The sequence below is a fragment of the Nitrosospira sp. Nsp1 genome (assembly GCF_900100985.1).
In the GTDB taxonomy this organism is placed as follows: domain Bacteria; phylum Pseudomonadota; class Gammaproteobacteria; order Burkholderiales; family Nitrosomonadaceae; genus Nitrosospira.
In genome coordinates, this window is sequence record NZ_FMUF01000019.1 from 26,458 (window position 1) to 48,715 (window position 22,258).

The following is a 22,258-nucleotide window of genomic DNA, read 5'->3' on the forward strand; positions in this document are numbered from 1 at the left end:
TTTTCGTCCCTTGAATAGGCATTCCAACCCCGTAACCCCCGCTACTGCGGTTTTCGATATTGAAGCAGATACGGCGCTCATCAATATCTTCCGGCTATGATGATTTTTACTCGTCAATCGGTATTCTTCTGACTAGATTGTTAATGGCCGTAATCAATTCAACCGGGTCGACGGGTTTGGAAAGATGATTGTCATAGCCCGCGCTCATCGCCCTTGCTCTATCATCCGTCCGAGCGAATGCTGTAAGCGCAATTGCGGGAGTCTTGCCTCCCTCTTTTTCAGGAAGATCTCTTACCTCGGCAATAAATTGATACCCGTTCTTGCCTGGCATGCTGATGTCACTGATAATTACATCCGGTCTGTCGATCTTTAGAAGCTCCAGGCCTTCAGTAGCACTTGCGGCAGTGATTGCGTCGGCTTTGCATTGAGTCAACATTCGCTTGATGAGTTCGCACGCATCGAATTCGTCATCGATCACCAGCACTTTCAGCCCTGCTAGGGGTGGATTTTTTTCATCGAAATACTCTCGTAGCGTGGGCGCCGGTTCGTTTTTTACATTGTCAGCAGCAGAGAGCGGCAAATGCACGACAAACGACGACCCTTGCGCAGCGCCTGCGCTTTCTGCACGGACTGCACCGCCGTGAAGTTCCACTAATTGTTTGACAATGGCCAAGCCCAAGCCAAGGCCGCCATATTGTCGAGTAAGCGAAGCGTCACCCTGCCTGAAGCGGTCGAAAACATAAGGCATGAACTCCGGGGCGATGCCTAGACCCGAGTCGTTGATCCTGATCTCAAGAAAGGAACTTGACTGCTCAACGACAACCTCTATCTTTCCTCCTTTTGGCGTGAATTTCAGTGAGTTGGAGAGCAAGTTCCAAAAGATCTGCTGCAGACGGTTGGGATCCCCTATGATCGGGCTGATGCGCGGCGCGATTTTTTTTTGCAAAGCCACGCCTTTCGCTTGCGCTGTTGGCTTGACCGACTCAACCGCTGCCTCAATCAAGCTGACAACATCCAGTTGCTGCATATCCAGCCTTACTTTTCCCGAAATTATGCTGCTCATTTCGAGAAGGTCTTCTATAAGTTTATTCTGGGCGCGAGCATTTCGTTCGATGGTTTCAAGGCCTCGATGGATATCATCGTTCTTCATATTCCCGCTCAGGATAAGTTGCGACCAGCCCAGAATCGCGTTGAGCGGAGTTCGCAATTCATGGGAAAGGGTTGCCAGAAACTCGTCCTTGAGCTGGCTCGCCCGCTCGGCTTCACTTCTGGCAACGCGTTCATTCTCAAGAAGCCGTTGTTTTTCTGCATCAGCCAAGGCTAATGCTTCGGCGAGTTTTGCAACTTCATTACTTGTCGCTTTTCCGTAACGGCTGGGGCGAATACCGCGGGTGACACCGGCTACCTGGCGGCCGAGTTCCGCCAGAGGCTGCAATATGCCGAGCCGGGTGTAAAAAACGATTCCCGTCGTGGCAAGCAGAGCGATGAAGATCAGCGTCATTTCAAACATGATCTGGCGCTCGAGCCTGGCAAATCCGAGGTTCGTTTGGGTTTGCATGCGTCCGCTGAATAAATCTATGAACTGCTGAATCGGCTGCGCAACCGCTGCTTTCCCAGCAATAAAACGTTCGCTGTACAGCAACCGAATGGCAAACTCCCGATCCGGCTTACGGCGTTTCGTGAAATTACCCTTGCCGTCATCATATAAGCCCTCAAGGGCAGCGAATGCCTGCTTTTCCAGAATGACCAGCTTTTCGGAATGCTCCAGCGCTTCCTCCAGCAAGGCATATTCCTCATTATTGAAGCCTACCCTGCGAAACATTTCCAGCAAGGGAACGGCCTCGCCTTGTTCGACTGCGGGAGCCCGATGCGCCGCTACAAGATGCCAATAGGTGCTTGAATAACTAAGCGGGCGCGGGCGTATTCCATTGCGGATATCCCATATCTCCATGAAGTAGCGCTTGAAAGCCGGGTCCCCGGTAATCACGTAAGTACGCGCCATGGTGGTAAGGTCGTCAGAACTCTGAAGAAGCTCATGGGCCAGCAGAAGCGCCTGAAACTGGTGACGCTCGCTCTTGTTGAGTTCTTCGCGGATGCTCAGCGAATGGAATACGAGCGCGCCAATACCCGTCAGCAGCAGCACAAGGGCAATGTTGGAAAAACTGGTAAAGTTTCGGATATTCACGGGGAGTCTTCTGTCGTTCTCATCAAGATCTACGGTTAAATTTTATACGTCGCGATCCCCAACCTGCCATTTGTTTAAAAGGTATACGGAAATAAGAGTTTATCGTTTCCTGGCTTGTATCCGCCACTATTTCATTCCCCGATCAAAATCTTCAAGCTACTCAATTTCTTCATTTTTATGCAACGCGACTGAAATAAACGAATGTTAAATTCTCTCCTGTGTTTACTACCATGGAGGGAATAAAAGATGTATTCATATCGCTCTCGTTTTATTTTTGCCATTTTCGCAATCCTGCTCAGCTTGGGCGTGGCAATCGCTGCGCTGCACGATTTCTCAGGGATCAGCTCTGCTGACCCTACACAAAAAATGTACGAGGATTTCAACAAGGCTTTCCTCAACCACTGGAAAACACGAACGGGTGTCGAGGTTACGGTTAAACAAGCCCGGAGCAAATCGGGAGTACCTATACGCGCTGTCGTGGACGGACTTGATGTTGTATCACTTGCATTGTCCTATGACCCGGTGGCGCTGCAAAAAAGCAGCAAATTCATGTTGCCTCATTGGGTGAAACCCTTACCGCAAAATACACCCTTTACTTCGACTATCGTATTCATTGTACGCAAGGGTAATCCGAAGGGATTGAGAGATTGGGACGATCTCACGCGATCTGAGGTCGAGGTAGTAACATCCGATCCAAAAAATTCCAGCAGCGCGCGCTGGAATTATCTGGCGGCGTGGGGCTACGCGTTCAGGCAGTCAGGCGGAAGCAATACAGCAGCGCTCGAGTTTGTCAAGAAGTTGTTTGCTAACGTCAAGGTGATGGATTCGGGAACGCGAGGTTCAGTCAATACTTTCGTCGAGCGCGGCGTTGGTGATGTGCTGCTGGCCTGGGAGAACGAAGCTCATCTGCTTGCCAAAGAAGGAAATGGAGATAAATTCGAGGTCGTTACGCCATCCCTCTCCATCCTGGCCGAACCTACGGTCAGCGTGATCAGTGATGTGGTCGATCAGGCCGGGGCGCACGAGATAGCCAAGGCTTACATCGATTACCTCTATTCAACGAAAGCTCAAGATATCGCAGGAAAACACTACTATCGTCCACGTGATGAGAAGGTGATTGCCAAGTATGCAATGCAATTCCCGCAGATAGAACTTTTCACTATCGACGAAGTCTTTGGCGGCTGGAAGGAAGCCCAGAATGTCCATTTCTCCAATGGCGGAGTATTCGATCAGATGCAAGGATCCAGGATTGATCCCGCCACCGGTGAGGCTGGATAACGGAAAGCTGGTGAATACAACCACAAACACAACCGCGTGAGCTTATCAGGGCCGATTAGCTCGGTCGTTAAATTTTTCCCATGACACCGACCTAGCTATAACGCGCGTTGTTGGTGGATATCCTCAAGTCCTGCCAGAGTTCCTCCAAGTCTTATTCAATCTCTTCCAAGTTCCGGTACGCATTCAGGCGAAAACCTGTTTGTGCGCGGGGCGCTTCGTCGCTTCATCCATCGTTTCATATGTCATTTCAATTTTCAGGCCGGGCAAGTCGTGATTGCTCAACTTCAGCGGGACGGGAATTTTCAAATTTATGTGCGGCAGCGCACTGAGCTATTCCCCGTGAAGCATGATGATAGCAACCGAAGACAGCCGATGTGAAGTGAAGTATGGCGAGCAATGTATGCATCACTTTCAACTGCCCGCCATAGGCAATCTTTTCATTGAAACCTACTCTGGAGAAAAATAGCATGAATATTCAAAATAAATTAGTAGTCATGACGATAACGCTCATCAGCGCGTTATCCATTGTTGGTTGCGGCAAAACCGAGGATAAAGGACCCAAACCGGCGACAGCACCCGAGTCGGCGGCGGCACCTGAGGCTAAAACCACGGTGGGAACAGATATTGACGACACTACCATAACGACAAAAGTGAAATCCGCACTCCTCGCCGATGCGGATGTCAAGAGTTTCGATATCAAGGTTGAGACACGCAAGGGTGAGGTTCTGCTTAGCGGCTTTGTAGACAACCAGAGTCAGATCGACCGCGCAATAACCATTACCCGGGGGGTCGAGGGTGTCAAGAATGTAGACAATAAGATGAATCTGAAGACGACCGACACAACCGTAGGCGAAAAAATAGATGATGGAATCATCACTACCAAGGTCAAAGCCGAATTGATTGCTGAGCCCGGGCTTAACAGCACGGATATTTCTACGGTGACACGCGACGGCGTGGTTCAGCTTAGCGGTTTTGCAGACAATCAGGCTCAAATTGATCGGGCTGCCGAGATTGCGCGGGGAGTCGAGGGAGTGAAGAGCGTCGTCAATGAGCTGAGCATCAAGAAATAAAGCAAGTACCTGTATTCTTTTTTATCAACGGTGGCACATAAGGAGCATGAATATGAACTGGGACCAGGTTGAGGGAAATTGGAAGCAATTCAAGGGTAAGGTCAAGGAGCAATGGGGCAAGCTTACCGATGACCATCTGGACAGAATTGCAGGACGGCGGGATCAGCTTGCCGGCAGGATCCAGGAATCCTATGGGATCAGCAAGGAAGAAGCGGAGAAGCAAATCTCCGAATGGGAAAAAAATCAGAAGGATAGTACCTACTAAAGTAGGGCGGGGTGTCACGTCACGAATAGGCATCCCGCATCGTTGTCAGCACTGAGCGGTTGACGAATCAAGGAAAGCAAAAGCCGCGCTCAAGCCACTGCAAAAGCTGATGCCAAGAAGGGGAATAAGCGTCACCCGGTCCGTGTGTCTAACCAGGGAAATAACGGTGCATAACCGGGCCGTTGATAAATTCGTTAAAAAGGAAGAAATCATCATGCTCTATACAATCGCAGTTGTTCTGATTATCTTGTGGCTGCTGGGATTGGTTAGCTCGTATACGATGGGCGGATTCATCCATATTCTCTTGGTGATCGCAATCGTAGTTATCCTCCTTAGGATTATTAGCGGGCGCAAGCCGCTTTGATTACGGCGCACCTCACCTTATTTAATGGCGGAGATCCGGCAGGCAATGTGTGCTTGACTTTCAGTACTTGTGCAGGCCGAGTTTATCGAACAGAATGCGATTTCTGCGTTCGGCGTCCTTGACCAACTTGTCGTAGGATATAATTTCGATACAACCATTACCTGCGGCCAAGTTAAAAAAGTAGCCTTCACTATCCGCAGTCTTATGATAACGCCCGTAGACCTGTTTATGCAGAGAGGGTTTCAGATCGGCTATCAGGTATCCAGTAAATCGAAGATTCGTTGGGTTTATCTGACGCCCATCAATGTCATCCACATTGCCATTACTAATTTCCCGAAAACGTTGAATGATTTGATCCGCTGGGTCTTTATCGTAGTCGTCTCGTCCGGGTCTTTTGAACTCGATGATAATAATGCCCCCACTTGGCAAATTATCCGATTCCGCTACGCCAATCGGCGTGTCGTAGAAGAAAGCAAAGATGTCCGGCTCTTTGCCTGATGTTCTTTTCAATCCAGGCACACCATTTAGCTTCTTGTCGGACGTAAGAAGAGTGTGGTAGCACAGCCGTTCGTCAATGACCCACAGATTTTGTTGCTCGAAGAATATATCTTTCGACGTGACGCCCATCGGGAAGATCATCTTGTGAAGGATTTTTTCAAATGGGTATTTGTTGTCGATGCGCACCTTTTTAAGGCTCTGGCTGACAAGGTCAAGAATGGTGCGGCGGTGTGCAACGTAGGCTGCGAGCTGGGCTTTCCCAAGCTCATTAGCCTGTTCCGCTACAACCTGAAATCGCTCTTGATACTGCTCAAATGTCTCGGTTTCAAACAGCGCGGCTACGTGGCGTACTTCCTTGCGCACAGAGTCTTCAACATCCCGCTTCACATGAAGCAGCGCCTCGTCGAGTTTCTCAGTTGGCAGTCCAGGCTGAATGCGTTGTTCGATCAGTTCTTTGTAGCGCGGATGGGTTAATGCTCGGTACTCAGGGGCTTGCTCGACGAACTTTTCGATTTGAAGGCGCTTGTCTTCGTTCGTCGATTTCAAGTCATCCGAGAGCAACGGGCGGAGCGTTTCTACAATACCGCGATTGAGCTCCTGGCGTGACACAAGCGTTTCGTCCAAATCGGGTTCATCGTCGGACTGAAAGAAAATTCTCGTTCGCTCTTGGTTGGCGTGATCGTCGAGATATTCCCCTGTAACGAGAATGATCAGTGTATAGGGCTCCTGATCGCCATCCAGCAGGCGTTCAGGCAGCTCGGGCAGAAGATCACGCAGCTTGTTTATTGTGACTTCTCGCCCGTTCGCGCATAAGTACAGGTCGTGCCGAGAGCGACCATCACGGTGTCGATACGCTTGTAAAGCGAAGGTATGACCGAGTACATCAAAGAACCTTTCTTCAATGTGCGATAGCACAGTCGATTGAAAGAGAGCATGAAGGTCAATGGATGCATGCATAGGTGATTCCAACACCATAGGGGGGCAGGAACGCGCTGCGAACCGGATAAGAAAATGCGCGAGGATTCGCTCGGCAATAATGGCTGGATCATGAGGCCAGCCGCCCTTATATTTGGAAGCCATGCTACGCATTGAAAGCGTGGTTCCCAGTGATTCGGTGACAGACTTAACGTCATCCGCCCCTTTCAACTCGTTTGCAATTGAGAACTCAAATTCACGCAAAAAAGTTTTGCCTAAACGCTGAAAGACGCTTCGAATTTGGACACTTGAAAATACCTTCAGAAAGGTAAAGCGACCGACTCCTTTACCGCCAACCTTAACCTTTGAAAGCGTGTGTGCCTCCTGAAATGAAGCCAAATTGGCATCATCAAAGCCAACCCCATCATCCGTGATATCAAAGCCATCAAACACTAATACATCATCACCTCCTTGATGAGCCAGATCCTGTGTCGCTACTAGCCGTATGCGAACCAAGTGGTTTGAGAAACCGTTTTGGTGTTCTTCAATGGCATCAATCGCATTCGATATGGCCTCAAAAAGCGGCATCATCGCTTTGGCCTGAGATAGTTCCAGTCGATCGACCAATCCCTTTATGTTTGCGAGCATTTTTTTATCCTTGAGTTATTTGTATTTGTCTACTCGCAACACAACATCATCGCAGCAACATCATCGCAGCTAATATTAAAAGACCGCGTAGCAAGTGCCTAGGTAAGTTATATGCCATCTACAAAGAGGTTTCGCTGCTCGGCCCTTTCATATAGGCATCGAAGGAAGCTAATTCTCCTTGGATAAAGCAGCTCCGCATGTAGTGTTCCTTACGTCTCGGTCCCCGGTAAATTCGCCGATGGTTCCAGCCATTAATCCCGTGATGTGCATACCGTCATGGTCGGCGATCTTGTATGAGAGCTCGCTGTGGGCTTGAGTTTGCTAAGGCGGTCGGTAAGCATCTTGTTTTTCTCCTGTTCGAGATGGTTTTACCGTCAAAGGCCAGAAAACCTGAAGATGCCCGAAAACCTGCATGAATCCTAGGCTTTCAAGACGATTTTTATCGTGAAGACCAAAATAGAATGAGCGGTAAAAATCTCGGTCTGAATCTGAGGTTCCCGATTTACCGTCGGCTTTATCGATGTTTCGTTTTGCTTGGGGCCATAACCAATAGATGTTGTAGGGAATTAATTAATCAATGACGTACACTATTTTCAATAGCTCTTGATAATTTGCAAACAACCTCACATCATTCCCATTCAATCGTTGCGGGTGGCTTGCCCGAAATGTCATAGACCACGCGGTTGATCCCGCGTACTTCGTTGACGATACGATTGGATATCCTGGCTAGCAGGGGGTATGGAAGTTCCGCCCAGTGTGCGGTCATAAAGTCTTCGGTTTGAACTGCTCTCAGGGCCACTACGTATTCATAAGTGCGCCCGTCGCCCATCACCCCTACGGATTTTACCGGCAGAAACACGGTAAACGCCTGAGAGGTTTTCTCGTACCAACCCGAGATACGTAGTTCTTCAATAAAAATCGCATCGGCGCGACGCAATAATTCAGCGTATTCACGCTTTACCTCGCCGAGTATGCGAACGCCCAGTCCAGGCCCGGGAAAGGGGTGGCGGAAGACCATGTCGTGCGGAAGACCCAGCGCCACCCCAAGTTCGCGCACTTCGTCCTTGAATAATTCGCGCAACGGTTCCAGAAGTTTCAAATGCAGCGTATCGGGCAGGCCGCCTACATTGTGATGCGATTTGATGGTCTGCGCTTTTTTCGTTTTTCCGCCTGCGGATTCGATCACGTCCGGGTAGATCGTACCTTGGGCAAGCCAATGCGCACTGGGAATTTTCGCAGCTTCGCGCTGAAACACTTCGACGAATTCCCGACCGATGATGCGGCGTTTCATTTCAGGATCGCTGACGCCTTGCAAGTGCTTGAGAAACTCTCCGCTGGCGTCTATGTGGATGACTTTTACGCCCAGATTTCTGCTGAAGGTATCCATTACCTGTTCGGCTTCGTTCATCCGCAGCAGGCCGTTATCCACAAATACACAGGTAAGTTGTTTGCCAATGGCGCGATGGATGAGTGCTGCGGCTACCGATGAATCGACGCCACCGGACAGGCCCAGAATAACCTCATCCGCTCCTACCTTGGAACGGATTCTGCCGATCGCTTCTTCCATGTAGTCCGGCATGTTCCAGTCATACCCGGTCCCGCAAATTTCGTGCACGAACCGCGCGATAATAGCTTTGCCCTGCGGGGTGTGGGTAACTTCCGGATGGAATTGTATGCCATAGAATTTTCGCGCCTCGTCCGCTATGGCAGCCAGGGGCGTGGAGGCATTGCTGGCCATGGCTTCAAAGCCGGGAGGAAGCGCGGTGACAGCATCACCATGGCTCATCCACACGTCGAGAGTCTGTTTGCCTGCAGTGTCGGCACGGTCGTATATGTCTCGCAGCAGAGCAATTCCGTTTTTTGCCTGCACTTCAGCGTAACCGAATTCGCGCACCTTGGAATTTTCAACCGCGCCGCCTAATTGGGCAGCCATGGTCTGCATACCATAGCAAATACCCAGCACCGGGACGTCCAGCTCAAAAACGATCTGCGGTGCCCGTGGCGTTTCAAACTCCGCTACAGAGGCCGGACCGCCCGAAAGAATAATACCTTTCGGCGCAAAATCCCTGACAAATTGCGAACTCACGTCGTATGCGTGGATTTCGCAGTAGACGTTGCTTTCCCGGACTCGGCGGGCAATCAGTTGCGTATATTGGGAACCGAAATCGAGAATGAGTATTTTTTGATGCATAGCTTGATAGAGTGTGCCGGGATATCCGGCAGTTTCAAGTAAAACTTGAATGGAAAGTAAAAAATGGCGTGATCGGAGTCATGCAGGCGCGAGAAAAGGCTGCATAGTTATCCCACTTGTAAGGATGGGCGGCCCAGCATGGGGGCAACTTGATCATTCAGGCAGCGATATTCTCATGTACTAAACTGCGCTACATCAGCAGCTTATTCCACACGATAATTCGGTGCTTCTTTCGTGATCTGCACGTTATGGACGTGAGATTCACGAATACCGGCAGAGGTAATCTCGATAAACTCGGCTTTGGCGTGCATGTCGTCAATTGTTTCACAACCGAGATAACCCATGCCGGAGCGTAGCCCACCGATAAGCTGATGAATTACGGCAATGACACTGCCTTTGAAGGGAACACGGCCTTCTACGCCTTCCGGTACCAGTTTTTCGGCATTCTGCTCGGCTTGCTGGAAATAGCGGTCGCTCGAACCTTGCTGCATTGCAGACAGTGACCCCATGCCGCGGTAGGTTTTATAGGACCGTCCCTGGAATAGCTCGATTTCGCCCGGCGCTTCGCTGGTGCCCGCGAACAACCCGCCCAACATCACGGAGTTGGCTCCTGCGGCAATTGCCTTGGCGATATCGCCGGAATAGCGGATGCCGCCGTCGGCGATGAGCGGTACGCCGGTGTTTGCCAACGCTTCGGATACGTTCTTGATTGCGGTGATTTGCGGCACACCGACGCCTGCAACAATGCGGGTCGTGCAGATTGAGCCAGGGCCTATTCCGACTTTTACCGCATCAGCTCCATGGTCAACTAGGGCTTTGGCGGCAGCAGCAGTAGCGATATTCCCGCCGATAACCTGGATTTGCGGAAACCTTTTCTTTACCCACTGTACCCTGTCAAGCACGCTCTGTGAATGTCCATGCGCAGTATCCACCACGATCACGTCCACGCCCGCTTCGGCGAGTGCCTCCGCGCGTTCTTCGCTGCCGTCGCCGACGCCAATGGCCGCGCCTACGCGAAGACGCCCCAGGTCGTCCTTGCATGCATTGGGGTGCTCGGATGTCTTGATTATGTCCTTTACAGTAATCAGTCCACGCAATTCGAAGTTACTGTTTACTACCAGGACTCGTTCCAGGCGATGTTTGTGTAGCAACGTCATCGCCTCCTCGCGGCCGGTACCTTCGTTTACCGTCACCAGCCGCTCTTTCAGCGTCATGATGTTCTTGATGGGCTGATCCAGATTGGTTTCGAAACGAAGGTCCCGGTTGGTGACGATGCCGACGACTTTCGATCCTTCCACTACGGGTAAGCCGGATATTTTGTATTTTCGGATGAGGTTGAGTACGTCACGGACTGTCATGTCCGGCGGGATGGTGATGGGATCTTTCACTATCCCACTTTCGAAGCGCTTGACGTTGGCTACGTGGGCTGCCTGGGATTCCGCCGACATATTCTTGTGGATAATGCCGATGCCGCCCTCCTGCGCAAGCGCGATAGCAAGCGGCGCCTCGGTCACCGTATCCATCGCGGCCGAAACCAGCGGTATATTAAGAGAGATTTCGCGGCTAAGGCGCGTTGTCAAGGCAACGTTGCGTGGTAAAACCACCGAGTGGGCGGGAAGCAGCAGAACATCGTCGAAGGTTAGAGCTTTCTCAACCAGTCTCATGGCATTGATCCTTCACAAAGCGGCATTATAACGAACCTCATGGATTGTGGCGAATGAACTATATCAAGATGGACGAGCCAGCATATCCGAAGCGGTATTCCAGACATGCCGAATGGGTACGCAGCCAAACCTTCAATTCCGAAAGTTTTGGCGGACGCGTGCAAGAGCCAGTCCTTGACGATGTGCGTCGATCGATCTATAAAATAACTCTATCCTGGCGTTATGAAGGGTGATGTTGGCAACAGTGTCGATTCCGGAAGTCCTGGTCGGTTTCAAGCGGTTCTTGATTCTTTAAATCCGATAGGCTGCTAGCGATTTTTTGCCCGGTCCGCCCGCACAAGTAGTGCTATAACAAGTCGCGAGGCCACTTATATAACCTGTGATATACCTCGACAGACAATTCTTACGGAGGGGGAAAAATTCGAATCAGCCGCCGTCCGTTTTAATCGTAAGCATTAGCCGTAAGGAGCCAAACATCGTGATAAGCAAATTCAAAGTCGACGATCATGTCACCTGGAACTCGGAAGCCGGACACGTCAGCGGAAAGATTATCAAAGTGCATACAAAAGACGTCGCCTACAAGGGCTATACGCATCATGCGAGCGAGGATGAGCCGCAATATGAGATCAAGAGCGACAAGACCGACCACATCGCGATGCATAAAGGGTCGGCGTTAAAAAAATAAATGCCTGAGACACTACTGGTAGTTTCACCGCAAGCACGCTGAGCGGTCGGTTACGTTCTCTCGAACGACGGACGGCCGATCTCACTGCGGGATTCCAGGCGGGCGAGCAGCAGATAAAAGTACAGCATCCCCCGCTGCGGACCGAGCGTATCCAGGACGCTCTCTGCATCGTACGGCGCAGTGCCCGAGACGAGCGCAATATTACTCGCCACGCTGGTGTCATTGGCGGGGAACACATCCAGCCGCCCCAAGCCGCGCAGCAAAATGACGGCCGCCGTCCATGGACCGATTCCCTTTATCTGCCGAAGGATGGCTGCCGCATCCTCGCTCTTGCATTGCTCCAGTTTAGCCGTATCAATCCTGCCGGATGCGAGCGCTTCGGCTACGCGCCGTAATGTCGCGATTTTGCTGGCGCTGAGCCCGGTTTTGCGCAGAAGATCGTCGGCTGCACGCGAAAAGCTTTCCGCAGTCGGAAATACATACAATGGCACAGGTATGTCCTTGGCTCTCACCGATTGTCCCAGGACGACAATCAAGCGACGCATGATTGCAGTGGCGGATGCCAGGCTCAATTGCTGAAACACAATCGCGTTAACGCAGGCTTCCCAGAGAGTAGGATAGCGGGGCGGTTTTACACCGTGCATGCGCTGGACCAGCGGTGCCAGCCATGGGATGGCCGTAGCCGAATGCTCGAAGTCCATCGGATCATGATTGCAGCCGAGTGTCTTGCGCACGAGCCCGAACACATCCGGCTCGTTATTCGTATCGCCCTCGATGGTGGCGGACAATGAGTTCTGCTGGTTCTGTATGACCCGGACGACCACAGGCTCTGGCGAACCGACGAGCGCGCGTACGTATTGTCCTTCCGGCGTGAGTAGATCAACGATATTTGTCGAGAGCCGCCGAAGCACGCTTACGGTAAGATCAAGCCGGTAGGGCGTTACGACGGGAATCTCGTACATTTTCATCGGTATCCCGCCCGGAAGAAAAAAAGAAAGGAAGCCTATCCGCTGACTTGGCCGCGCTTCAGGTACCATCATCCTCAATGGAAGCGCATCCAATCATCTGCCTCACCAAGCTTCTTTGGCTTCCTTGCTCCGATCTGCGTTTACTTATCCGACAGTATACGACGACGACTTGGCAGTGTGCGGCTTCACAGCCGGCGAAGCGTACGCTCAGCGCTTGACGATTGGCGCAGGGGTACTCACATGGACGAATTTGCTGAAGGCATCGTCAAGCTGCTTCTGGTATAAATTAAACTGGGGGTTTTTCATGTATGCGTCCCCAAGGTCGAGCAGTGTCTGGTTAAAGTTCTCGTCGCCCGTTTGAAGAGACAGCGTTATCGATCCGTTCGTGGCGAACCGGTTAGCCCAACGTGCGCGTACCTCCGACCAGAAATCGGACGTTCCCTTCCAATAGGCCAATGCGGGCCCGAAGTCGTAGCCTTCAATGCGCCGATAGTCATTGAAGCCGAACTCACGGACCAGTGGTATATCCTTGCCATCTTGCATGCGTATGACTTTGGTATTGTCCTGCTCGTGCGCCCAGCCTTGTGGGGTAATCGTTTGACGATTCTCGGCATTGATCAGCTGATAATCGCTGCGCTTGGTGTATTCGCGCCGGGGTAGCGGCCGCCAGGTCCGCCCGGAGGTCCAGGTCGATATCCCGTATTTGTGATTCCATTTTCCGTTACCGGCGTACCGCGGGCCATCATTGACTTCGTAAACCAGTTGCGTCCAGGTGCCGGGTATCTCGGCCGCATTGCGCTCTTGCTCCTCAAAGCGTTGGTCGCCCACAAATACCCAGTGCTTTGGCGATTCATATATCCAGTCCTGACGCCAGTGCTTAGTAAGGGCGCCGCCACCCATTACAAGAATGTGTTGCAGCGAGATCCGTCTGCCGGCATCTTCGACCAGCACCACGGACTCAAAACCCATGCTGCGCTTGGGTTCTTTACGCTCATAACCTGGTTTCAACACCACCGTCTCCTCAAACCTGAACTGGACTTCGTATCCACCCAGCATTGCAAGAATGGCACGGCGATCGCAGTTGAAAGGGTCTTCACCAGCAGCACAACCGGCAACCGGACGTTCTACTGTCTGATACCGGGATGAGTCAGATTTTGCCAAACGGGGTTGACCTGCGCATGCAGTGAGGAGCGAAAGCGTGAGTAAGCATATTGCAAATGAAAACGAGCGTGTCATGAGTTCTCCATACTGAGCCTTGTTTGTCCCATTCTCGATTTGATATCCTTTTTTTCCGCCGTGGTATCTTTCTACAACATTTGACGTCGGATACCCGGCCTGAGCAGGCCGGTCGGGGACGAAAATCAGGATTGTTACGGCAACAACGTGGTGCCGGTGATGATAATGATAATAATAATCACCGTCAATAAGAGGGGAAAGTGCTTCGATGGAGCGGACCCCCGACAGCAGGGGGCCGCTTATATTCTCAAGACGTGGAAAGACGAGGCGGGAGTTATTTTTTTGTGATAATGCGGTGAAGAACTTTCCCGCTTATGCTTTCGTCTTGCGGATTGATTTGAATTCTTTCGCCCGTCTCCTACGACTCTCTTTCGGATCCACCATCAAGGGCCGGTAGATCTCTACACGGTCGCCCTCACGCAGGACCGCTCCATGTTTGACCAGCCTGCCAAATATGCCCAGTTTGTTGTGGGCAAGGTCTATTCCAGGGAAAAGATCGATGATTGCGGAAAGCTCCACAGCCTGCCTCGCTGTTGTACCGGATGGCACGGTTATTTGCCGCATAATCTGGTTCTCCGGCAGAGCGTAGACCACTTCGATCTCAATCTTGCGCTCATGAACTCCCATAAACCTCTTCCGCACGCTCGATGAATGCGTCCACAAGATTATTGGCGATTATGAAAAATACCGGACCCACCAGCTTTTCGAGAATCATGTGCGCGAACGTATAATGCAAACGGAATTCTATCTTGCAGGCGTTTTCCGCCAAGGGGGTAAAACGCCAGTGACCATCCAGGTTTTGGAATGGGCCGTTCAGCAGCGTCATGGTGATCAGTTCCGGCGGATGCTTGATATTCTTGGTAGTGAAGCTATGCTTGATGTGGTGATAATCGATCTGGATCGTTGCATGCGTAGTCGAATCATTTTGCGGAGTGACGGATGAACCGCCACACCACGGCAAAAACTTGGGGTAGTCTTCCACTGCATCCACCAATGCGAACATCTGGCTCGCAGAGTGCCCTATCAGTACTGACTTTTCGATTTCAGCCATAAGATAAACTGCCCGGATCGAACGAGACAGTATTGAAAGCTGCTAAAATACACGAAACCCGCATGGAACTCACCCTTTTTCTTCCAATACATGAGCATTGTTCAGAATAAAAAAGCCTTTCACGATTATTTTATCGAAGAGAAGCATGAAACAGGCGTAGTTTTCGAAGGTTGGGAGGTCAAAGCGATCCGCGCGGGGCGGGTTCAGTTAAAAGAAGCTTACGTTGTCATCCGTAATAGTGAACTGTTTCTGATCGGTTGTCATATCAGCCCTTTGTTGGCAGCTTCCACCCATATCCAGCCGGATCCGGTTCGTACCCGCAAGCTGTTGTTGCATGCCGAGGAAATTAAACGGCTTATCGGCAAGGTGGAGCGTGCGGGGTACACGCTGGTGCCGCTGGATATGCACTATAAGGCGGGTAAAATCAAGCTTGAAATCGGCTTGGCCAAAGGCAAGAAGCAGCATGACAAACGTGAGTCCGAGAAACAGAAAGAGTGGGTGCGCGACAAACAACGTCTAATGCGCGCGAAATAAATCCTCGAATCCCCTGGTTTGAAAAATCTTTAGACGGCGATTCATTCGTCATCGTTAATTTCCGCATACAGTTAACTTCCAATTTTATCATGCACAAACCCATTGCTATCTGGTTGCTTGTTTGCTGCGCTCTGGTATTTGCCATGGTGGTCGTCGGCGGCGTTACCCGGCTCACCCATTCCGGACTGTCCATTGTCGAATGGCAACCCATCGTCGGCACCATGCCCCCGCTCGGCCAGAGCGATTGGGACGAGCTTTTCGAAAAATACCATCAGACGCCTCAGTATAAAAAGATCAATGTCGGCATGAGCCTGGAGGAATTCAAAGGCATTTTCTGGTGGGAATATTTTCACCGCCTGTTGGGGCGAGTCATCGGATTGGCTTTTTTCGTGCCCTTCGTATATTTTCTTGCGAAAAAAGCGATCGACCGGCCATTGGGCCTGAAGTTGGTCGGCATTTTTTTTCTTGGAGGCCTGCAGGGCGCAATGGGCTGGTATATGGTAAAGAGCGGACTGGTGGATAACCCCCATGTCAGTCAATATCGGCTGACAGCTCATTTGGGGCTTGCTTTCGCCATTTATGCGGCCATGTTTTGGGTGGCATTAGAGCTGCTTTATCCCGTTGGCACATCATTATCCAGCAGTGGATTAGGCAGTTTACGCCGTTTCTCGACTGCGCTGACCACCCTGATATTCATAATGATTTTGTCGGGAGGTTTTGTGGCGGGTATCCAGGCGGGTTTTGCCTACAATACTTTTCCCTTGATGAATGGCCATATCATTCCGCCCGAAATATTCATGCTGGAACCGTGGTACCGAAATTTCTTCGACAACATGGCAACGGTTCAATTCGATCATCGCCTGATAGCCTGGATGCTCGCGATCCTTATTCCAGTTTTCTGGCTTAAATCCAGGAAATTGCCACTTTCAGGTTCGGCTCGCCTCGCATGCACGTTGCTATTGGTTATGCTTAGCATACAGATAAGCCTGGGAATTTCCACATTATTGCTTGTCGTCCCTCTAGCGTTGGCCGCAGCTCATCAAGCGGGAGCGGTGCTGTTGTTAACCGCAGCGCTCTGGGTAAATTACCAGTTACGCCGCTAACCGATAGATGTTGCAAGCCTGCTTGCGGCTGCCTTTGGGTTGCCGCAGGCAATAGAGAATCGCTGACGAACATCAGGGAAGTGATGGTGCTTTACGGCTGGGGAGCTTTACCAACGAATGGGTGGGGTTGGGGATAAACGGCCAATTTTCGTGGAGAAAGCCGGATAAAACCAGAGGGTAGGGCGGCAGTAAGCGAATTGCTTCGCTACTGCCGCCCTACAACACTTTGTGCATCCTTAGTTGGTCGATATGATCTCGCTTTCCCGTCAGTTTGAAATGCACATGAAAATGCTCAAGAACACGGAAGGTAACGCCCAACGCGCCAGCGTCCTCCTGTCGGTAAACGGCTGATATCCGAACGCCAGACTCCGCTGTAATCCTGCGTCATTCCACGTAGGTCGGGCTCTGCCCGACGATCAAGAAACGATGTCGGGCAGAGCCCGACCTACTTTCGTGCATAACTGGCGCTTCGTATCGCTTGGACGTTCTGCGTCCAGCACGTAGGCCGGGGGGGGACCTATACCTTGGTTGAACAGTTGCTAGGGTAGCTGCTGATCAATTACAACATTGATACCCTTGTCGCCTATCCTGACGGGCTGGCTGAAACCTTGCAAATCGCCACTTTGTGGCATAGGTGAGCCGGATTTCGAGATTCTGGCGCCTACCACCATTTCATCCGCAAAACTGGAGAGCTGCACGCCGGATCTGGCCATCGCATCGCTCAGCGAAAAAGTCGCCGGTAAATCCTTGACCTCCAGGCGCAGGGTCGCCAATGGCGCTTTTGGCCCCACCTTGGCGCGGGCGAAGATATACAGGCTATCGTTGGGCGAACCCTTGCCAGCGAGCGCGGGGCTCAACGTCACCTTACCGGAAAGCGTACCTGACGAAGTCGAGGCTGCTGTGCCCGCAACCGGTTCCGGCTTACTGGCGGCAGGGGGAGGAGTCCGGTTGCTGGATGGCTGATCCTGCGCGCTTGCCATTAAACTGCCTTTTCCTGAAGCCAAGGATTTCGCTTCTGCAATACTGTTTTTAACCGACTCCGTCAACTCCGACTCGGAGGGTGGAATAAGCGCCAGTAGTTTTTCCCAATAGGCGGCGGCGTCCTTGAATCTTCTTCTCTCAAACTCAGCCGTACCGGCCAGCGCCAACGCCTTGGGATTGCCGGGATCCAGGCGCAGTGCTTTATTGATCAGTTCGAGAGGTTCCCCCAACAGGCTGCCATTATTTGTCATTGCCAAGATGTCAGCATAATCTGTAATGACCTGGGAGTTGTCCGGGCTCAGGGCAAGCGTCTTCTCATAAGCATCCTTTGCTTCGTCGAAGCGCTGCATCATTGCATAGGTTCGTCCCAGCATGAGCCAGCCTTCCGCGTCATCAGGCTGGTTTTTGAGCCGCTCTATGAGGTTTTCCAGTACTGCTGAAAAATTTGGATGGCCTTCCTCCGCGGACATGGCGGCCTGCTCGATCGGCGGCTGTGGTAATAAAGCCTTTGTATTGCCCAACCAGAGATAAAGCGAAACCGCCAGCAGCGGCACGGCGAGTGTTGTTAATGTGATGGTGGCAACATTGCGATTCCCACCTGTTGCCGCTGCCTCCATAACCTCGCCGTCGGGAATATCCTGCAGCATCCGCTGCTGTAATTCGCGTTTGCTTTGTTCGTATTGCTCATGAGTCAGAATATCATTGCGCAAGTCGCTATCGAGTTCGGCCAGTTGATCGCGGTAAATGCTGACATTGGTCGCATCACGCGCCACGCCAGTCTGGCGATCTCTTTTACTCCACAGCGTAGGAAGAACGAACAGCAAGGCACCGACAATAAATATGCCGGCGACAACCCAAAATGACGTCATGCGTTATTACCCTTGCTTTCCTTTAGCAGGGACTCAGCCTGCTGGCGTTGTTGTTCGGATAGCATTGGTTCTTCAATCTGATTGCGGCGGCGCTTGAGATAAACGACCAGTAGCACCGCCCCAATCAGAAGAAAGATAAACGGACCGAACCATAAGAACATGGTTGAAGGTTTGACCGGAGGGCGATAGAGTACAAAATCGCCATAACGTGCTACGAGAAAGTCGACAATCTCCTTGTCGCTTTTGTTTGCATGCATCTGTTCGCGAATTTCGCGCCGCAGGTCATTTGCAAAATCAGCCCGTGAACCCGCCAGGGATTCGTTTTGGCATACGAGGCAGCGTAGATCTTCGGACAACGCGATCATGCGCCGCTCGATCTCGGGATCTTCAGCCACCGGCGCTGCTTCCTTGGCCCAGCCATAAGGTACCAGCAGCATCAGGGCGAGCAACAAGGCGAGCTTTTTCATACTGACAAAACTCATCCCTGCAACTCCTTCACCAGCGGCAGAATTTTCGTTTCAAGTGCTTCCACCGTTACCGGACCAATCTGTTTGTAACGGATGACTCCGTTTTTATCGATGACATAAGTTTCCGGAACGCCATATACACCATAATCTATGCCTGTTCTCCCTTCCGGATCTCTGGCACTTGCGGTGTAGGGGTCGCCGAATTGCCTGAGCCACTGCAAGGCGAGGTCGCGCTCGTCCTTGTAGTTGAGGCCGTAAACCGGGACTATTCCCGACTTGGCCAGCTCAACCAATACCGGATGCTCCTCGCGGCATGAGACACACCACGAAGCCCATACGTTCAGCAGCCATACCTTGCCAAGATTGTCTTTGGACGTCAGCATCTTTTCCGATTCGTGCAATTGCTCCAGGCGGAATTCAGGGGCCGGTTTTCCGATTAATGGCGAAGGAACCTGCCGGGGATTGAGATTCAGGCCAATAAGCAGAAACGCGACAAGGACAATGAATGCCGCCAGCGGCAGCAGGAAACGCGTCATGCCTTTCCGCTCCTGGTAATCAAAGGCGCAGGGGTGGCTGTTCCGGGCTTGCCACGCTTGCCGGCTTTGCCCACTGCTTTTTTGTCGTCAACAGGCTCGCGCTGTTTGCGTGGCGAAAGACGATAACGCCGATCGGTCACAGCCAGGGCGCCGCCAAATGCCATCAACAGACATCCGAACCAGATCCAGTCGACAAACGGTTTATGGTAAACACGCACCACCCATGCTCCGTTTTCCAGTGGTTCGCCCAGGGCAACATAGAGATCACGCAGAATACCGGTATCTATCGCTGCTTCGGTCATAGCCATTCCCGATGCGTTGTAGACGCGTTTTTCCGGTTCCATGACGGTCACTTTTTTACCGTCACGCAGCACATCCATATTGCCGATATCCGCTACGTAATTCGGCCCAGTTCCCTTCTTTGCACCGTTGAAATGGAATGTATAACCTCCTACTTCGACGGTATCGCCGACTTCCATGCGTACGTCTTTCTCGGTTTCATAACCGCCAACCAGCGTTACCCCGATAACGAACACCGCTATGCCCAGATGTGCGGCATGCATGCCGTAATAACTGCGTGACTGCGCGGCAAGTTTCGCGAACAAACCCTTCCTGCTACTGCTTTGCAGGCGGTGTACCAGGCTGACAATGATGCTGGCAATGACCCAGAAAGCCAGCAGCAGACCGAAACTTACGAAAGGTTTCCATTCGCCCATGACGAACGGCATCAATAGGGCGGTCACCACACTGATAACGAAGGCCCAGCGCAGACGTATCGCAAGTTCAGGCAGGTTTGCCTGCTTCCAGCGGGCGAGGGGCCCCACGCCTATCAGAAAAATCGCTGGTGTCATCAGCGGGACAAATACTGTTTCGAAGTAGGGGGGGCCAACCGATAATTTGCCGAGCTCAAGCGCATCCATGATCAGCGGATAAAGCGTGCCCAGCAGGATGCTGCCTGCCGCTACCATGAGCAATAGATTGTTGGCGAGCAGCATCGATTCTCTCGATACCAGTTCAAACTTGCCGCCCAATCCGATCTTTGGCGCACGCCAGGCAAAAAGCAGCAGTGAGCTTCCGATGACGATAACCAGAAAAGCCAGAATGAAAATACCGCGTTTGGGATCGGTTGCGAATGCGTGAACGGAGGTCAGCACACCCGAGCGGACCAGGAATGTACCGAGCAGGCTCAAGGAAAACGCGCATATGGCCAGCAGTACGGTCCAGCTTTTGAAGCTGCCGCGTTTTTCTGTTACCGCCAGGGAATGAACCAGTGCCGTGCCAACCAGCCATGGCATGAAAGAAGCGTTCTCCACCGGGTCCCAGAACCACCAGCCGCCCCATCCAAGCTCATAATAGGCCCACCAGCTTCCCAGCATGATGCCGATAGTGAGAAACAGCCAGGCGACTGTAGTCCACGGGCGCGACCAACGTGCCCAGGTTGCATCCATTTGCCCGCTGAGCAGCGCGGAAATGGCGAAAGCAAATGCGACGGAGAAGCCTACATAACCCATATAGAGCATGGGTGGATGAACGACCATGCCCGGGTCTTGCAGCAGAGGATTGAGATCGCTTCCCTCCATGGCGCCCGGCAGCATCCGGTCGAAGGGGTTCGAGGTGAAAAGCATGAATAACAGGAAACCTACGCTCACCAGGCCCATGACGCCCAGTACCCGCGCTACCATCTCATTCGGCAGGTGACGGCTGAACACGCTGACCGCGACCGACCAGGTCGCCAGCATTAATGTCCACAATAACAGAGACCCTTCATGCGAACCCCATGTTGCGGCAAACCGATATTCCACCGGGAGTTTCGAATTCGAATTCTGAGCGACGTTTATAACCGTGAAGTCGCTATTGACGAATGAATAGGCAAGGCAGAAAAATGCGATGACTACAAACACAAACTGTCCCTGAACCACTGGACGGGCCAGTGCAATCCATGAGGGAATAGCGCGGGCTGCGCCGATAATGGGCAGGGTACCTTGTATAAGTGCCAGCAGCAGGGCGAGAATCAGAGCGAAGTTACCAAGTTCTGGAATCATGGCTGAGGGTATCGGTTATGGTTTATGGATTTGGAATCGGAACTGAGGTCAGGTTTGAAGTTCAGGAAAGTTTTCCCGGCCTGCCCGGCCTTGCACTATCCGTGCTATTGCATCAGCACGGTTTTACGTGCCTTGTCCGCCTGATCGAGAGCGCTGGCGGCTTCCGGCGGCATGTAATTTTCATCGTGTTTCGCAAGCACCTCATCTGCGCGAAAAACGCCATTCTGCGCGAGCTTTCCCTGGGCTACCACGCCCTTGCCTTCCTTGAACAGATCGGGAAGAATGCCCGTGTATACGACCGGGATAACCTTTGCGGTATCCGTTACCACGAAGTTCACTGTCACGCCATCATGCTGCCGCTTGACGCTTCCTTCCTCCACGAGCCCGCCGATGCGAAAGCTCTTGCCCACAGGCGCTTCGTTGTTTGCTACCTGGGTGGGACTGAAGAAGAAGACCAGGTTGCTCTGGAATGCATTCAAAACCAGTATCGAAGCAACGCCTAATGCAGTCACGCTTGAAGCGATAATTGCCAGTTTTTTATGACGTGGTTTCATTTCCCTTCTCTTGTTTAGTTGACTGATGAATCAGACTGAGATGTCTGAGCAAAGTTCGCTTGCGGTTAAAAACCAGAACAATTTCTCCGGCAATGCAGAGAAGCGACACCAGATAGGATCCCCATACGTAGAATCCATATCCACCCATATCGAG

Annotated in this window: 22 protein-coding genes; 8 read left to right on the forward strand and 14 right to left on the reverse strand. The window is 51.8% G+C overall.

What is annotated here, in order from left to right:
* Positions 1 to 106: 106 nt before the first annotated feature.
* Complete coding sequence (locus tag BLP78_RS11565; RefSeq protein WP_090459381.1) at positions 107 to 2,185, reverse strand: hybrid sensor histidine kinase/response regulator; 2,079 nt, start codon at positions 2,183 to 2,185, stop codon at positions 107 to 109.
* A 246-nt stretch (positions 2,186 to 2,431) separates the two neighbouring features.
* Here BLP78_RS11565 and BLP78_RS11570 point away from each other — a divergent pair, with 246 nt between their 5' ends.
* From BLP78_RS11570 to BLP78_RS11585, 4 genes are all read left to right on the forward strand, one after another.
* Complete coding sequence (locus BLP78_RS11570) at positions 2,432 to 3,463, forward strand: sulfate ABC transporter substrate-binding protein (RefSeq protein ID WP_090459383.1); 1,032 nt, start codon at positions 2,432 to 2,434, stop codon at positions 3,461 to 3,463.
* Between the two features lie 467 nt (positions 3,464 to 3,930).
* Positions 3,931 to 4,533 (forward strand): BON domain-containing protein, encoded by a 603-nt coding sequence (locus BLP78_RS11575; RefSeq protein WP_090459385.1) that lies wholly within the window; start codon positions 3,931 to 3,933, stop codon positions 4,531 to 4,533.
* A 52-nt stretch (positions 4,534 to 4,585) separates the two neighbouring features.
* Positions 4,586 to 4,798 carry a CsbD family protein gene (locus tag BLP78_RS11580; RefSeq protein ID WP_090459386.1) on the forward strand — a complete coding sequence of 71 codons (213 nt, stop codon included), beginning with the start codon at positions 4,586 to 4,588 and terminating at the stop codon, positions 4,796 to 4,798.
* A gap of 214 nt (positions 4,799 to 5,012) precedes the next feature.
* A complete protein-coding gene (locus BLP78_RS11585) occupies positions 5,013 to 5,162 on the forward strand; it encodes a lmo0937 family membrane protein (protein WP_113071548.1) in 150 nt (49 codons plus the stop codon).
* A gap of 60 nt (positions 5,163 to 5,222) precedes the next feature.
* On the opposite strand, the gene BLP78_RS11590 is transcribed toward BLP78_RS11585, so the two are convergent.
* The 3 genes from BLP78_RS11590 to guaB all read right to left on the reverse strand — a co-directional run bounded on the left by BLP78_RS11590 (position 5,223) and on the right by guaB (position 11,078).
* A complete protein-coding gene (locus BLP78_RS11590; protein ID WP_090459391.1) occupies positions 5,223 to 7,223 on the reverse strand; it encodes a hypothetical protein in 2,001 nt (666 codons plus the stop codon).
* A 628-nt stretch (positions 7,224 to 7,851) separates the two neighbouring features.
* The gene (gene guaA, locus BLP78_RS11595) at positions 7,852 to 9,414 is read right to left on the reverse strand and encodes a glutamine-hydrolyzing GMP synthase (RefSeq protein WP_090459393.1); all 1,563 of its coding nucleotides are present in this window, start codon (positions 9,412 to 9,414) and stop codon (positions 7,852 to 7,854) included.
* A 203-nt stretch (positions 9,415 to 9,617) separates the two neighbouring features.
* Positions 9,618 to 11,078, reverse strand: a complete 1,461-nt coding sequence (guaB, locus tag BLP78_RS11600; protein WP_090459394.1) for an IMP dehydrogenase — start codon at positions 11,076 to 11,078, stop codon at positions 9,618 to 9,620.
* 478 nt (positions 11,079 to 11,556) lie between these two features.
* Here guaB and BLP78_RS11610 point away from each other — a divergent pair, with 478 nt between their 5' ends.
* Positions 11,557 to 11,763: a hypervirulence associated TUDOR domain-containing protein gene (locus BLP78_RS11610; RefSeq protein WP_090459398.1), complete on the forward strand. Its 207-nt coding sequence runs from the start codon at positions 11,557 to 11,559 to the stop codon at positions 11,761 to 11,763.
* Positions 11,764 to 11,813: 50 nt separating this feature from the next.
* Here BLP78_RS11610 and BLP78_RS11615 read toward each other — a convergent pair whose 3' ends face one another.
* From BLP78_RS11615 to BLP78_RS11630, 4 genes are all read right to left on the reverse strand, one after another.
* On the reverse strand, positions 11,814 to 12,731 hold the full coding sequence (locus BLP78_RS11615; RefSeq protein ID WP_176752856.1) for a DNA-3-methyladenine glycosylase family protein: 918 nt from the start codon (positions 12,729 to 12,731) through the stop codon (positions 11,814 to 11,816).
* A gap of 207 nt (positions 12,732 to 12,938) precedes the next feature.
* Positions 12,939 to 13,892 (reverse strand): DUF6607 family protein, encoded by a 954-nt coding sequence (locus BLP78_RS11620; protein WP_143002949.1) that lies wholly within the window; start codon positions 13,890 to 13,892, stop codon positions 12,939 to 12,941.
* Between the two features lie 387 nt (positions 13,893 to 14,279).
* Entirely contained in the window at positions 14,280 to 14,594 is a 315-nt protein-coding gene (locus BLP78_RS11625; protein ID WP_090459404.1) for an RnfH family protein, read from the reverse strand.
* Positions 14,581 to 15,018 carry a type II toxin-antitoxin system RatA family toxin gene (locus BLP78_RS11630; RefSeq protein WP_090459406.1) on the reverse strand — a complete coding sequence of 146 codons (438 nt, stop codon included), beginning with the start codon at positions 15,016 to 15,018 and terminating at the stop codon, positions 14,581 to 14,583. Before BLP78_RS11630 ends, BLP78_RS11625 begins: the two co-directional genes overlap by 14 nt.
* A 90-nt stretch (positions 15,019 to 15,108) precedes the next feature.
* Here BLP78_RS11630 and smpB point away from each other — a divergent pair, with 90 nt between their 5' ends.
* The 3 genes from smpB (at position 15,109) to BLP78_RS11645 (ending at position 17,006) form a co-directional block, all read left to right on the forward strand.
* Positions 15,109 to 15,552 (forward strand): SsrA-binding protein SmpB, encoded by a 444-nt coding sequence (smpB, locus tag BLP78_RS11635; protein WP_025039515.1) that lies wholly within the window; start codon positions 15,109 to 15,111, stop codon positions 15,550 to 15,552.
* Between the two features lie 89 nt (positions 15,553 to 15,641).
* Positions 15,642 to 16,655 carry a COX15/CtaA family protein gene (locus tag BLP78_RS11640; protein ID WP_090459407.1) on the forward strand — a complete coding sequence of 338 codons (1,014 nt, stop codon included), beginning with the start codon at positions 15,642 to 15,644 and terminating at the stop codon, positions 16,653 to 16,655.
* A 249-nt stretch (positions 16,656 to 16,904) separates the two neighbouring features.
* On the forward strand, positions 16,905 to 17,006 hold the full coding sequence (locus BLP78_RS11645) for a flagellar basal body rod C-terminal domain-containing protein (protein ID WP_256330250.1): 102 nt from the start codon (positions 16,905 to 16,907) through the stop codon (positions 17,004 to 17,006).
* Between the two features lie 188 nt (positions 17,007 to 17,194).
* On the opposite strand, the gene ccmI is transcribed toward BLP78_RS11645, so the two are convergent.
* The 6 genes from ccmI to ccmD all read right to left on the reverse strand — a co-directional run bounded on the left by ccmI (position 17,195) and on the right by ccmD (position 22,252).
* Positions 17,195 to 18,505, reverse strand: coding sequence for a c-type cytochrome biogenesis protein CcmI (gene ccmI, locus BLP78_RS11650; RefSeq protein WP_090459409.1), 1,311 nt, complete (start codon positions 18,503 to 18,505; stop codon positions 17,195 to 17,197).
* Positions 18,502 to 18,987, reverse strand: a complete 486-nt coding sequence (locus BLP78_RS11655) for a cytochrome c-type biogenesis protein (RefSeq protein WP_256330249.1) — start codon at positions 18,985 to 18,987, stop codon at positions 18,502 to 18,504. Before BLP78_RS11655 ends, ccmI begins: the two co-directional genes overlap by 4 nt.
* On the reverse strand, positions 18,984 to 19,508 hold the full coding sequence (locus tag BLP78_RS11660) for a DsbE family thiol:disulfide interchange protein (RefSeq protein WP_025039519.1): 525 nt from the start codon (positions 19,506 to 19,508) through the stop codon (positions 18,984 to 18,986). Before BLP78_RS11660 ends, BLP78_RS11655 begins: the two co-directional genes overlap by 4 nt.
* On the reverse strand, positions 19,505 to 21,550 hold the full coding sequence (locus BLP78_RS11665; RefSeq protein WP_090459410.1) for a heme lyase CcmF/NrfE family subunit: 2,046 nt from the start codon (positions 21,548 to 21,550) through the stop codon (positions 19,505 to 19,507). Before BLP78_RS11665 ends, BLP78_RS11660 begins: the two co-directional genes overlap by 4 nt.
* A gap of 104 nt (positions 21,551 to 21,654) precedes the next feature.
* Positions 21,655 to 22,104 (reverse strand): cytochrome c maturation protein CcmE, encoded by a 450-nt coding sequence (gene ccmE, locus BLP78_RS11670; RefSeq protein WP_025039521.1) that lies wholly within the window; start codon positions 22,102 to 22,104, stop codon positions 21,655 to 21,657.
* Positions 22,088 to 22,252, reverse strand: coding sequence for a heme exporter protein CcmD (gene ccmD / locus BLP78_RS11675; RefSeq protein WP_256330251.1), 165 nt, complete (start codon positions 22,250 to 22,252; stop codon positions 22,088 to 22,090). The genes ccmE and ccmD overlap by 17 nt, the downstream gene beginning before the upstream one ends.
* Between the last annotated feature and the right edge of the window lie 6 nt (positions 22,253 to 22,258).

Coding starts and splice junctions, on each gene's coding strand:
- guaB (WP_090459394.1), bottom strand. CDS start 11,078: ATGAGACTGGTTGAGAAAGCTCTAACCTTCGACGATGTTCTGCTGCTT.
- BLP78_RS11585 (WP_113071548.1), top strand. CDS start 5,013: ATGCTCTATACAATCGCAGTTGTTCTGATTATCTTGTGGCTGCTGGGA.
- BLP78_RS11570 (WP_090459383.1), top strand. CDS start 2,432: ATGTATTCATATCGCTCTCGTTTTATTTTTGCCATTTTCGCAATCCTG.
- ccmI (WP_090459409.1), bottom strand. CDS start 18,505: ATGACGTCATTTTGGGTTGTCGCCGGCATATTTATTGTCGGTGCCTTG.
- BLP78_RS11630 (WP_090459406.1), bottom strand. CDS start 15,018: ATGGCTGAAATCGAAAAGTCAGTACTGATAGGGCACTCTGCGAGCCAG.
- guaA (WP_090459393.1), bottom strand. CDS start 9,414: ATGCATCAAAAAATACTCATTCTCGATTTCGGTTCCCAATATACGCAA.
- BLP78_RS11615 (WP_176752856.1), bottom strand. CDS start 12,731: ATGAAAATGTACGAGATTCCCGTCGTAACGCCCTACCGGCTTGATCTT.
- ccmD (WP_256330251.1), bottom strand. CDS start 22,252: ATGGGTGGATATGGATTCTACGTATGGGGATCCTATCTGGTGTCGCTT.
- BLP78_RS11575 (WP_090459385.1), top strand. CDS start 3,931: ATGAATATTCAAAATAAATTAGTAGTCATGACGATAACGCTCATCAGC.
- BLP78_RS11665 (WP_090459410.1), bottom strand. CDS start 21,550: ATGATTCCAGAACTTGGTAACTTCGCTCTGATTCTCGCCCTGCTGCTG.
- smpB (WP_025039515.1), top strand. CDS start 15,109: ATGAGCATTGTTCAGAATAAAAAAGCCTTTCACGATTATTTTATCGAA.
- BLP78_RS11590 (WP_090459391.1), bottom strand. CDS start 7,223: ATGCTCGCAAACATAAAGGGATTGGTCGATCGACTGGAACTATCTCAG.
- BLP78_RS11580 (WP_090459386.1), top strand. CDS start 4,586: ATGAACTGGGACCAGGTTGAGGGAAATTGGAAGCAATTCAAGGGTAAG.
- BLP78_RS11660 (WP_025039519.1), bottom strand. CDS start 19,508: ATGACGCGTTTCCTGCTGCCGCTGGCGGCATTCATTGTCCTTGTCGCG.
- ccmE (WP_025039521.1), bottom strand. CDS start 22,104: ATGAAACCACGTCATAAAAAACTGGCAATTATCGCTTCAAGCGTGACT.
- BLP78_RS11655 (WP_256330249.1), bottom strand. CDS start 18,987: ATGAGTTTTGTCAGTATGAAAAAGCTCGCCTTGTTGCTCGCCCTGATG.
- BLP78_RS11645 (WP_256330250.1), top strand. CDS start 16,905: ATGATCTCGCTTTCCCGTCAGTTTGAAATGCACATGAAAATGCTCAAG.
- BLP78_RS11640 (WP_090459407.1), top strand. CDS start 15,642: ATGCACAAACCCATTGCTATCTGGTTGCTTGTTTGCTGCGCTCTGGTA.
- BLP78_RS11625 (WP_090459404.1), bottom strand. CDS start 14,594: ATGGGAGTTCATGAGCGCAAGATTGAGATCGAAGTGGTCTACGCTCTG.